The sequence below is a fragment of the Alkalimonas mucilaginosa genome (genome assembly GCF_036327005.1).
Lineage (GTDB): Bacteria > Pseudomonadota > Gammaproteobacteria > Enterobacterales > Alteromonadaceae > Alkalimonas > Alkalimonas mucilaginosa.
The window spans coordinates 22,778-35,262 of record NZ_JAUGZK010000012.1; the positions used below are offsets into that span (position 1 = coordinate 22,778).

Annotated in this window: 4 protein-coding genes and 1 tRNA gene; 2 read left to right on the top strand and 3 right to left on the bottom strand. The window is 54.9% G+C overall.

The annotated features are described in order from the left end of the window. Positions 1-10 precede the first annotated feature (10 nt). Together QWF21_RS14135 and QWF21_RS14140 are read right to left on the bottom strand one after the other, a co-directional pair. Positions 11-5,848, bottom strand: coding sequence for an alpha-2-macroglobulin family protein (locus tag QWF21_RS14135; RefSeq protein ID WP_330088689.1), 5,838 nt, complete (start codon positions 5,846-5,848; stop codon positions 11-13). Between the two features lie 337 nt (positions 5,849-6,185). Next, positions 6,186-6,262, bottom strand: a tRNA-Arg gene (locus QWF21_RS14140). 190 nt (positions 6,263-6,452) lie between these two features. Between QWF21_RS14140 and QWF21_RS14145 the strand changes: the two genes are divergently transcribed. Next, positions 6,453-8,387 carry an ATP-binding protein gene (locus QWF21_RS14145; RefSeq protein WP_330088690.1) on the top strand — a complete coding sequence of 645 codons (1,935 nt, stop codon included), beginning with the start codon at positions 6,453-6,455 and terminating at the stop codon, positions 8,385-8,387. Between the two features lie 157 nt (positions 8,388-8,544). Next, a complete protein-coding gene (locus QWF21_RS14150) occupies positions 8,545-10,716 on the top strand; it encodes a M3 family metallopeptidase (protein WP_330088691.1) in 2,172 nt (723 codons plus the stop codon). 107 nt (positions 10,717-10,823) lie between these two features. On the opposite strand, the gene pckA is transcribed toward QWF21_RS14150, so the two are convergent. After that, positions 10,824-12,422 carry a phosphoenolpyruvate carboxykinase (ATP) gene (gene pckA, locus QWF21_RS14155; protein ID WP_330088692.1) on the bottom strand — a complete coding sequence of 533 codons (1,599 nt, stop codon included), beginning with the start codon at positions 12,420-12,422 and terminating at the stop codon, positions 10,824-10,826. Positions 12,423-12,485 lie beyond the last annotated feature (63 nt).

A 12,485-nucleotide genomic window follows, 5' to 3' on the forward strand; every position in this document is an offset into this window, starting at 1 on the left:
CCTCTGCCCCTTAGCGGGTCGCATCGGCCTGTGTCACCACAAAGCGACCAGGGGCTGTACTGGCCTGCACCGACAGATCGTACATCGACTGAGCCAGCACGGCAGGCACGGCAAAGTCGCCCGCAGCCGTTACCTTCACCTGATAACGCAGCTCGGTCATCTGGGGGCCAAAGCTGGCGTAATACACCAGCCGGTCTTCACGGATATCGACATAATCAGCGCGCCAGCGCCCGCTGTCACGCGGTACTGAGCTACGTACCACGCTAAAACCTGCCGGCAGCAAATCGACCACCGCCACATTGCTGTGCCAGCCACCCGACACACTGCGTAGCCGCAACCGAACCGTCAACTCATCGCCCTGGCTGGCGCTGCTGACCTGCTGGCCGTTCGCATCCAGATAATCGCGCACTACCTCGAGTTGGTTGGCAACCGCTTGCGTCGGAGGCTCTTGGGAAAAACCGCTTTCACTTAACGCATAAAACAGCGGCTGCTGGCTTTCCAATACGATGTGCGCCGCTGCTGTGCTCACAGCAGCGCGCGGTATGGCACTGGCATCCTCCAGCAGCGGCAATGCGCTGCGCTCACCGCTTAGATCCAGCTGGTAAAAATCAGGCACCGTCGCAGCAGCGTCGCTCTGCAATTGGCCATAGGCTGACAACGCCAGCACCGTATAGGCCGATGCGATGGTGTTGTACTGCCCCTGAAACACCGGCTGCAACAAAGCCAGCAGATCCTGACCATCGAGCGCCCTGGCCCGCTCGGAAAAATGGCTGGACAGCAAGTAGACATACTGCGCATCCAGGCTCAGTTGCGACTGAAAAGCCGGGTTGGCAAAAGGCGGCAGGGCCGTGGTGGTGCGCGCCAGATAAGCACTTTGCAAGGCGGAACCTTTGCCTAAGCGGTAGCCGGATAACAAAGGCCGCGCCAACTCTGGTTGCTGCAGCAATTGGTAGCTGGCCGCCATATAGATGGCGGTGATGTCGCTTTTCCAGGCCTGTTTGTGCTGTTGCTCCAGTCGCTCGTGCAACTCGACCAGGTAATTGGTGGTGACTTCGCCGCTGCGGGTTAACAGGTAAATGGCATTGGCACGTAACCGGGCCTGATACAGGTTGCCTCCGGCCTGGCGCGCCAGCTGCCGCAAATACCCCAGCCCCGATTGGTACAGATAATCTGGCACCACCAAGCCCTGCTCACGCGCGACCAGTAAGAAGTGCATCGCATAGATGCTGGGGAAATCAGCACTGTGGTACCCATCCGGCCAGAAGCTAAAGCCGCCATCGCTTTGCTGGCGCTCTGCCAGCTTTTGGATCAGCACGGCAAACTTCTCGTTTAGCTGCGGCCATTGCGCCTGATACGACGGCTGCTGTACCAGACCCAGCCAGGGGAACACCTGCGACACCACCTGCTCGGTGCAGCCGTGCGGGTACTGCTCCAGGTAATGGGTAAAGCTCTCTGCCAACACCAGGGGATTGGCCGAAGCAATCACCTGCTGCTTGGCGAAAGCATCGTACAAGGGGTAACGGGTGGCAAGATGCACCGGGCCTTTGGCGGCATAACCGGCCTTCAGGCTGCTTTGATAATGGCTGGCCGGACGAATGCTCAGGCTAACACTGCGGCTGGCCTGCTCCATCAGCTCCCCTTGCTGATAGGTCGCGCTGAAGCTCAGGCTGGCCTCGCCCGGCACCGCCCCGGCCTGAACCCGAAAACGGGCGCTTTGCTCGCTGTTTTCACTAATGAAGAGCAGCTGCTCGGTGTCGCCGATGGCCGTTAAGTTGTCGGGCAAACTAAGCGCCACCCGAATGGGCGCATCCTGGCCCGAGCCTTTCACACCATTGGCCACCGACAGATTGATATCAAACGCATCGCCCGGTGCGGCACTGGTCAGTACTTCCGGGGTGAGCACAAAGGGACCGCGCACCCGCAGATCCTGACTGACTGCGGCGAAGGCTTCATCGCCAACAGCCACCGCCATCAGTTTCAGATTGCCGCTAAAACTGGCTGGTACTGTCACTTGCCGGCTGGCCAGTTCGGTATCGGCTTTCACCACACCCAGCCAAAACACACCGGGTTGCTCGGCCCTGCGGGCAAAGGGGTTCAGATTGCTGTCCAGCATTAGGCGGCTGCCTGTCACCATCAGCCTTTCTGCATCACCGCCAACCCCGGCTAACTGTCGCTGCAAAGCACTGAATTCCGGCAGGATCAGATCCAGCATTTGCAGGCTGCGTACCTGCAGCGCACGCTTTTGCAGGTAATGGCCCAGCGGATCGGGCAGCTGATAGCCGGCTACCTGCAAAATCCCTTCATCCACACCATACAGCAGCAAGTCCGCCGGCCGATCGGTTTGATAATCAAGGCGAAAGGCCTGGCCCGGCCGCACTTCTTCCGGCGCCTGCAGCTGAATGGCCAGCTCACGCTTGCTGCGATCGATGTCAAAGGGCACCACGGCGTAACTCAGCGGGCTGACAAAGAGCGCATCCGAGTCGGCGCCGCGCACAAAACTGACATTGATGTAAGCATTGCCTTCTATCCCTTCAGGCACTTCAATCGACTGGATGCTGCTGGTGGTATCGGCGGTAAACCAGCGAAATGCATGCACTTTGTCGCTTTCGATGCTGATTAAACCACTGCCGGTATAAGGCGCGGTGATATTCAGTTCAATCCGCTCACCGGCCTGATACGCCGGCTTATTCAGCCGTACCTGCAGGGCGGCATTTTTCTCCAGCATGGCGCTGATATTGCCTGCCCCCACCACACTGAAGGCGACTTTGCCCAGCAACTGGTCATCTTTTACCAGCTGCAACTCAAAGTCTCCGGCCGTATCGGTGGGCAGGGCATAGTCGCTGCCTGTGGCTTCGATGCGAAAGGGACTTTCACTGACCGTCAGTTGCTGCACAATGCTCTGATACTGATAGGTACCATCCCGTTGTTTCACCAAACTCGACAGCGGGCGCTGCTCCACCAGCTTCAGCGTGATGCCATCCAGCTCGATTTGCTGCAGCTCTGGGTTGATGGCAATAAACTGCAGGTTACGGCTTTGCTGGCGGTTCAGGTAATTCAGTGCACCATCACTTTTTACCCCCACCAGCTCGGTGAGCGGTGACACCAGGGCACTGCGTCTGCTTTGCACACTGCGGCCACCGCCGCCGTCAAAGCCGGCGCTGGTCAGTACCAACTGGTAGGTACCGCCACTGTACTGCTGCAATGGCAGCGCAAAGCGGGCGGTGCCATCGGCATCGGTTTCCTGCTCATCCAGGCTTTGACGCACCCGGCTCCGGCTGAGTTGCTCATGCTGTGGGGCGATAAACTTGTGCTCCGGGTACTGGCTAAAATGGAAATTGGTCGGGATCAATTCCATGTTGGCAGTGACCCGCCGTTGCTGTGCCGGGGTGCCAAACAAATTATCCAACTGAATGTGCAGTGCCAGATCCTCTGGCGATAACCAGCCCGAATCGTTGGCCGCGGCCTGGTGTTGATAAAAGCGGCTGCTGATTTTCAGCGTATCCGGCTGAAACTCCTCCACACTAAAACGAACCGAACCCAGGTGTTGCCGGGTCTGACCATGCTGATCCAGCAGGCTGATGCTGGCATGGTAGTTGCCCGTCTCACTGTGCGGCTGGGTATCAAGGCTAAAGGTGTGCAACCCACGGCCTGATACACTGAAATTCTGCTGCCAAAACACAGGGCCACGCGGCCCCTGCACCTGTATTTTTAACGGCAATTGCGCGGCGGCGGCCGATAAATCGTTGTGGCGGATAATGGCAGCCAGCTGCACCTGTTCACCGGGCCGGTAAATGCCCCGGTCGCTGAACAAATACGCATTCAGTGCCCTGGCACTCTGTTCATCCTGGTAGCGACCATCGGTGGCAAATTTCGAGTAATCCAGTTGGCGGCTGTAACGGTCGTACGGAATAAAGCTGCTGTCGGTGACGCCACCCCGGCTGCGACTGACCAGGTACACCACCGGCTGACGCTCGCGCTGAAAGTCACTGGTTTTGCCAAAACGGACGCTGCCTTCAGCATTGGTCGTACCTCTGAGCAGGGCAAGACCATTGCGGCCCAACAGCTCCACTTTAGCCCCAACTACCGGCTTGCCATCCGCCACCGACATCACAAAAATGTGCTGGCTGCTATCGGCATGATGCTTGACCAGCACCCCTAAATCACTGACCAGCACCACCCGCTTATCCAGTTGCCGGCCCTGGCGCTCTGGCCGCGCCGGATCGTATTCAGACAGCTCAATAAAAAACAACCCCATGCCGGCCTCCGCCAGGTAAGGCGCTAAGGCTAACGACAGGTAATTGGCTTGCCTGGCATGCGAGCCAGCCAGGGCAAAGGTATGCTCAAAACTGCTGCTGATATTGCTTTCATTAAAGCTGCGGTTGTAAAAGTATGGCTGGCTGATGTCGCCACCCGTCTGGCTGATAAAGTGGTTCAACTCGCCCGGCAGCAATTTATGCAGCCGCACCCGCACGCCCGGAAGGCCACGGCTCAGTAGATGCAACCGCTGCTCACCACTTAGGGTAAGCAGCGCACCCTCGCCCACTATGTGGGCTTCTTTGGGATAGGCCGGGGCCTGCACCACAGCACGGTACTCATTGGCCAGGGTAAAATCACTGGTCGACTGCAGGCCCTGGGGTACACTGACAAACAGACTTTGGCCTGGCGGCAGATCCAGCCGGATGCTAAAGGCGTGGTCGTGCGATTCGGCCGTTGGCATCAGTTCAAAAGTAAGCGGGCTGGCCTGTTGCAACACGCTGCTGGTCACTTCGCCCGGTGCCCAGCGGTAGTTATTGCGCTGTGGGTGACGGGGCAAGGCATAGAGTTTTAGGTGCTGTTGCAGCTCTGTACGGCTAATGCGGTCGGTAAAGCTGAGCAGCAGCATTTGCTCCGGCTCCTGCTCCGGGGTGCGAATAATATCGGTGCGCAGCTCTTCCACTTTTAAGAAGCTGCTTGTATCCGGCACCAGCAACTGCTGCGCGTATTCCTGCTGCGTTTTGCCCGAACCGTTTTGCGCGCTGACGCCAGCTTTTAACAACAGGTTCAGGTATTGTTCGCGCTCAGGCAAGCGGATGGCGGCAGATTGCAGGTAGAATTCACGGCCGCTTTCATCGGCACTCAGGCTAAAGCTCAGTGGCTCGGCCCGGCGCTGACTATCGGCACCATCGGGTCGCATCATCATGGAAAGTTGCGCTTTGACGCTGTCGGGGTCCACCGGGTGGCTAAAACGCAGTGTTGCTACGATTTGCCGGGTGTTTTGCTCGGTTGGATGCTGGTAAAAGCGTAACTGGTTGATGCTGGCGGTAAGCGGGACTGTCTCAAAGCTGTAGCGATCGGTTGCCAGTAAGGTACCGGGCGCAAAGATGCTGCGGTTCAGCCGTAGCTGATAGCGCTGGCCAGCCGGCCAGGCCTGCTCAGGGGTAAAGGTAAGGGTGTTGTCGTCCTGCCACAGCCATTGCCCCTCGATGTGCGGGCTCAAACTGGCGCCTTCGGTGAGTACTTCGCCAATCAAATCCAGCCGGGCGGCCGAAAGTTCTGGCACAGCGCCCTCTTGCCCGGTCTGATCGTAGTGAAACTGCAGCTGCAGCATGCTGGGTTGCTCGACATCATCCAGATAATGCCCAAGGGCTGGGCTTTGCACCGTTGCCTTTACTTGCAGTGGCTTGGGAAGCTGTTGCCAGTAGGCATAGCCCGCCACCAAGGCACTTAGCAGTACCAGCACGGCCAGCACCGCGCCCCAAAAACGCCCCGGCTGCTGCCTGACTAGCTGGCACAGCCGCTGCACCCAACCAGGAGCTGTCCAGTGGACCGAGCCAAAAATCGTACGAAGCAATGAAGCCGAGCCAGACATAACGGATCCTTGTTTATGGTTAGGGAGTAGTGGGGCTTGTGGGGCCGCTCAACCGGAGTTCTGCCAGTATAGGCCAATAAGCTTAATCCGTGATGAACTTTCGTTGTGGCGCACCCGTCAGGATTACTCGGGCTATCCCTGCCCTCGCCCTAAAGGGCCCGCTGAAGCGGTTCAAAAACGCTCCCGGCGTTTTTGTATCTCGGGCTATCCCTGCCCTCGCCCTAAAGGGCCCGCTGAAGCGGTTCAAAAACGCTCCCGGCGTTTTTGTCGAAGAAGGTTCTCATCCGGCGAGGTACTGTAAATGAAAAAACCGCCGAAGTGGCGGTTTATTCATTTATGGCGCACCCGTCAGGATTCGAACCTGAGACCTCTGCCTCCGGAGGGCAGCGCTCTATCCAGCTGAGCTACGGGTGCTTTGCAACGCTGGGTTACAAGCTGCGCATTATAGACAGGCTTTGGGGCGAAGTCTATCGCTAGGCTGCGCATTTTTCAGGCGATCAGTTTTTTCAGGCTTTTACCGTGATTTTCCCGGTGGCTGAAGAGCTTTACTTTGCGAAGCTGCGATCAAACGTTATGCTATACAGACAATAGTGTCGGAGCCTTCATGCATACCCCTGTCAAACTGCTGTCTGTATGGCAATGGTGCTTGCTATTGTTGTCTTTAGTATCCTGCGTGCTGATTACTGAAAATCTGGTACAACAGGATGTGGCCTATGCCAAAGGCCAGCAACTGGAGCAGCAAGTCGCCAATGCAGGCCATATCCGTTCTTTTTTAGAGACCGAATTAAACCGGGCGCTGTATTTAAGCTTTGGTTTGTCTGCGTATGTACAGGCCAATAAAGGCAAGGTGACCGCAGAAGAGTTCAATGTGCTGCTACCGGAACTGGTGCAGCTGGGCTTATACATCCGCAATATTGGTGTGGCACCAAACAATCGCATTAGCTATATCTACCCATTGGAAGGCAATGAAGCAGCGCTTGGCCTGTATTACCCGGATGTCCCTGAGCAATGGCCGGCTGTACAGCAAGTTATTGAAAGTCAGCAAGGCCGTTTAGTTGGCCCGGTGCAATTGCGCCAGGGTGGGCTTGGCTTTATTCACCGTTTGCCGGTGTATATCGACAACACCTATTGGGGCATCATCAGCATCGTGGTAGAGCCTTCCAAGTTGTGGCAAGAGCTGCAGCTGATTATGGACAGATACGGCATTGAGGCCGGGCTGCGCAGCCAGTTGGAAGATGGCAGCTTTAGTGAAAGCTTTGTCGGCAACAATGCCCTGTTTTATGACGACAGTCTGCTGTTAGCTTTAACCATACGGGGTGCTGAGTGGCAATTAGCCATTCGCTCGACCGATCCACTGAAAGGCCGCACGAGCGAAATTCGTCTGGTCGGCTACTCGGTCACCTTGCTGCTGCTGATGCTGATCAGTTGGTTGACCGCTTCACGTCACCAGTTGCAACAATCCAGCCATCAGCTTAATTTGCAGCAGCAGTACCTTAGCACCGTGATGGACAATGTTGCCGATGCCATTATTACCACCGACGCCAATGGCCATATCGAGCGCATTAACCAGGCGGCAGCCACAATTTTTGGCCTGAGTATGAATCAATTGGAAGGGGTGCATTGGTCGTCTTTGCTGGATGATCCACAAGAACAATATGCGCTGTTACAAGCAACCACGGACCCAACCAAAGTCGCAAAAACGCAAGGGCGAAACCACTTTGATCAAGCCTTCCCATTGGAGCTGTCACGCTCTGAAGTTGAGTTTAACCAACTGAAAAAAAATGTGATCCTGCTGCGCGATATGACTGAACGCCATAAAGTGGATCGCTTAAAAAATGAGTTTGTCTCCACGGTCAGCCATGAACTACGTACCCCGCTTACCGCCATCAATGGCAGTATTGGCCTGGTGCTGGGCGGTGTGATGGGTTCCGTCAGCCCGCAGGTTCAGCAACTGCTGCAAACTGCCTACGACAATTGCGCTCATTTAACACACTTAATTAATGATCTGCTGGATATGGAAAAACTGGAAGCTGGTAAGATGCGCTTTCAGCTGCAACCTGTGGTGCTGGACCAACTGCTGCAGCAGTGCATCGAACAAAATCAGCCGCTGGCGGCACAGGCACACTTAAAATTAGAGCTGCAAACCCAGCCAACCCCCAGCCTGGTTCGGGTCGATCCGGTACGTTTGCAGCAAGTCGTTACCAATTTACTCTCCAATGCCATCAAGTATGCGCCTATCAACAGTACCGTGGAGATCCGGCTTCAGACCGAAGCCACTCAGGCCAAAGTCATGATTCTGGATCACGGCAGCGGGGTGCCGGAGCATTTCCAGCCGTTGCTGTTCCAAAAGTTTGCACAGGCCGACAGCTCCGACCGCAAACAGCAATCAGGATCAGGGCTTGGCCTGGCTATAGCCCGCTCGCTGATCCTGGCAATGCATGGCGATATAGGCTACCAGCCATTACAGCCACATGGCAGCTGTTTTTACTTTACTCTACCGGTTGCCAACCCTGATCCTGGCCAGGCAAACAGCAATTGAGCCTCCCCAGCCTGCCAGTCAGCGGTAAAACATGATTTCTACTTTTTTTTTTGGCATACTCGACCAGTTAAGCTGCTTGTCTGTGCGTGAATTTGCCGGCAGCTGACTCAAAAATAGAATAATGCATTCGCACACTTCGCCTCGAAGGAGAAAAACTATGCGCAAAACTCTGATTGCTACCGCAATTGGTGCAGCACTCACTTTAAGTGCTTGCTCTGAACAACCAAGTACCCCAGCCGATTTATCTGCCGATACCACCGTTGAAGCCATGGTAGACGTAGCCAGTGAGAATCCTTTTTTCCAGCCCTTTGCTTTGCAGTACGAAGCGCCGGATTTCCGTCTGATTGACGACGCACACTTTTTGCCAGCCTTTGAAGAGGGTATGGCACGGCATATGGCCGAAATTAACGCTATCGCGAACAATCCTGAGCCTGCAACCTTTGAGAATACCATCGTCGCGATGGAACGTAGTGGCGATATGCTGACACGGGTGTCACGGGTATTTTTTAACTTGTCTGGTACCGACAGCAACGAAAAGCGCCGCGGAATTGCACGTGAGTTGTCGCCTAAGCTGTCTGCTCATTCGGACAATATCAACCTGAACCCTGCGCTGTTCGCCCGGGTAGAAGCCATTTACAACCAGCGTGAAGCATTGGGTTTGGATGCTGAGTCTGCCCGTCTGCTGGATGTGTACTACGATCGCTTCGTCCGCTCCGGAGCTACTCTGACCGAAGATCAGCAAGTGAAAATCCGCGCTCTGAATGAAGAGCACTCCAATCTTACTACCCAGTTCTCACAGAACCAGCTGGCCATTACCCGTGATATCGCGGTAGTTGTGGACAATGTGGAAGAGCTGGATGGCTTGTCCGACAGCCAGATCCGGGCCGCAGCCACTGCCGCCGAGGCCGCCGGGCATGAAGGCAAGTACCTGCTAAGCATCACCAATACCACCCGTCAGCCAATTTTAACTTCGCTGAATAATCGCGAACTGCGTCAACGGGTATGGGAGGCATCTGCTTTCCGTGGTACTTCTGGCGAGCTGGATGTGCGCCCTATCGTATCGCGTTTAGCGCAGATCCGTGCCGAGCGTGCTCAGTTACTGGGGTATAACAACTGGGCCGAGTACCAGTTGGAAAACACCATGGCAGAAACACCACAAAATGTACTGGATATGCTGACCAGTATGGTGCCGGCTGTCGTCGCCAATACCAAACAGGAGCAGGCTGATATTCAGGAAATGATCCGTCGTCATGGTGGGGATTTCGAAGTCCAGCCATGGGACTGGGAATATTACGCTGAACTGGTGCGTCAGGAAAAATACGATCTGGATGAAAACGAAGTAAAACAATACTTCGAGTTTAACCGTGTCTTACACGATGGCGTGTTCTACACCATGAACCGCTTGTATGGTATCCGCTTTGAACCACGGCCTGATCTGCCAGTGTACCACCCGGATGTAGAAGCCTACGAGGTGTTTGATCACGACGGCACCAGCCTGGCTATTTTCTACGCCGATTACTTTGCCCGTGAAGGCAAACGCGGTGGTGCCTGGATGAGTTCCTTTGTTGGCCAGTCGCACCTACTGGGTAAAAAGCCTGTGGTAGTGAATGTGATGAACATTCCTAAAGCGCCTGAAGGTGAGCCAACGCTGATCAGCTATGATCACACCACCACCATCTTCCACGAGCTGGGTCACGGCATTCACGGCATGTTCTCCAATGTGAAGTACCCAAGCCTGGCCGGTACCGCCGTATCACGCGACTTCGTTGAGTTCCCGTCTACTTTCGAAGAAGACTGGGCCGCTCACCCCGAAGTATTGGCGAACTACGCCAAGCACCATGAAAGCGGTGAGCCAATTCCGTCTGAGCTGCTGGAAAAAATCATGCAATCGCGCAGCTTCAACCAGGGCTTCGATACGCTGGAATACATTGCGGCCTCTTTCCTTGATATGGAATGGCACACCCTAAGCGCAGATGCATCACTGCAGAATGTCGAGCAGTTTGAAGCCGCTGCACTGGCCAAATACGGGGTTGATTTACCAGCGGTACCTCCGCGTTACAAATCAACCTTCTTCAATCACTCCATTGGTGGTGGCTATTCAGCCGGCTACTATGCCTATATGTGGAGTGAAATTCTGGCAGCGGATGCTTTTGCCTATGTGCAAAGCCGGGGCGGTCTGACCCGTGAGAACGGCGATCATTACCGCAAAAACATCCTGGAAGTGGGTAACTCACGGCCACCGATGGAATCCTACATCAAGTTCCGTGGCCAGGAGCCAACCACCGATGCGCTGTTGATCCGCCGCGGTTTGAAAACTCAACTGGATTAATAGCCCGACACGTTCAAACGGCGCCTGATGGCGCCGTTTTTTTAGCCAAAAACAGCTTCAACAAAAAACGCAGCCAGTGGCTGCGTTTTTTCAAACGGCGTTCACACTTACAACTGCGGGCCAGCGGCAACCAGAGCTTTGCCTTCGTCGTTGTCGGTGAATTTTTCAAAGTTGTTGATAAAGCGCTGAGCTAAATCTTTGGCCTTGATCTCCCACTGGGCTGCATCTGCGTAGGTATTACGCGGATCCAGAATACCATCCTCCACATCATGCAGATGCGTCGGTACCGCCAGGTTGAAATACGGCAACTGCATAAATTCCGCATTCTCAATGCTGCCATCCAGAATAGCATCAATGATGGCACGGGTTGCTTTGATGGAAATACGCTTGCCGGTACCATTCCAGCCGGTATTCACCAGGTAAGCTTCGGCACCAGACGCTTCCATCCGCTTTACCAGCACTTCAGCATACTTGGTGGGGTGCAGGCTTAAGAAAGCCGCACCAAAACAGCTGGAGAAAGTTGGAGTTGGCTCAGTGATGCCCCGCTCAGTACCAGCCAGTTTGGCGGTAAAGCCAGACAGGAAGTGGTACTTGGTTTGCTCTTTGGTCAGCTTAGCAACTGGCGGCAACACACCAAAGGCATCGGCGGTCAGGAAGATCACCTTTTTGGCATGGCCGGCTTTCGATACTGGCTTAACGATGTTGTCGATATGGTATATCGGGTAAGACACCCGGGTGTTCTCGGTTTTGGAACCATCGTCAAAATCAACACTACCATCGTCACGCACCGTGACGTTTTCCAGCAGAGCATCACGACGGATAGCGTGGTAAATATCCGGTTCGTTTTCTTGCGACAGGTTGATGGTTTTGGCGTAGCAACCACCTTCAAAATTGAAAATACCGTCGTCGTCCCAGCCGTGCTCGTCATCACCAATCAGTTGACGCTTCGGATCGGTCGACAGCGTGGTTTTGCCGGTGCCGGACAAACCAAAGAAAATCGCCACATCGCCTTCGCTACCTACGTTAGCGGAGCAATGCATCGACGCAATGCCTTGCAGCGGCAGATAGTAATTCATCAGTGAGAACATGCCTTTTTTCATCTCACCGCCGTACCAGGTACCGCCAATCAGCTGAATACGCTCGGTCAGGTTAAAGGCAACAAAATTCTCGGAATTCAGGCCATGTTGCTGCCAGTTGGCATTGGTGCATTTGGCACCGTTCATCACCACAAAGTCTGGCTGGTAGCTTTTCAGCTCCTCGTCGCTTGGGCGAATAAACATGTTTTTGACAAAATGAGCCTGCCAGGCCACTTCAGTGATAAAGCGCACGGATAAACGGGTGTCCGGGTTGGCACCACAAAAAGTGTCCACCACGAACAAGCGCTTGCCAGACAGTTGACTGGTCACCAGGCTCTTTAAATCGGCCCAGACTTCCGGCGAAATCGGCTTGTTGTCATTTTTGCCCTGATCAGCCCACCACAGCGTATCGCGGGTGGTGTCATCGCGCACTATGTACTTATCTTTCGGGGAACGGCCGGTAAAAATGCCGGTATCCACGGCTACGGCGCCCAGGGTAGTGACTTTTCCCCGCTCATAACCTTCGAGATCTGCACGAGTCTCTTCCGTGAATAATTGATCATAACTGGGGTTATAAACGACTTCCGTGACATCGGTGATGCCGTATTGGCTCAAATCCAAATCGGACATGATGTAGGCTCCTAAGGGTACTGTAGGTGTAGGGTGCAGTCTCTAGGCGGACTTCAACGTTCA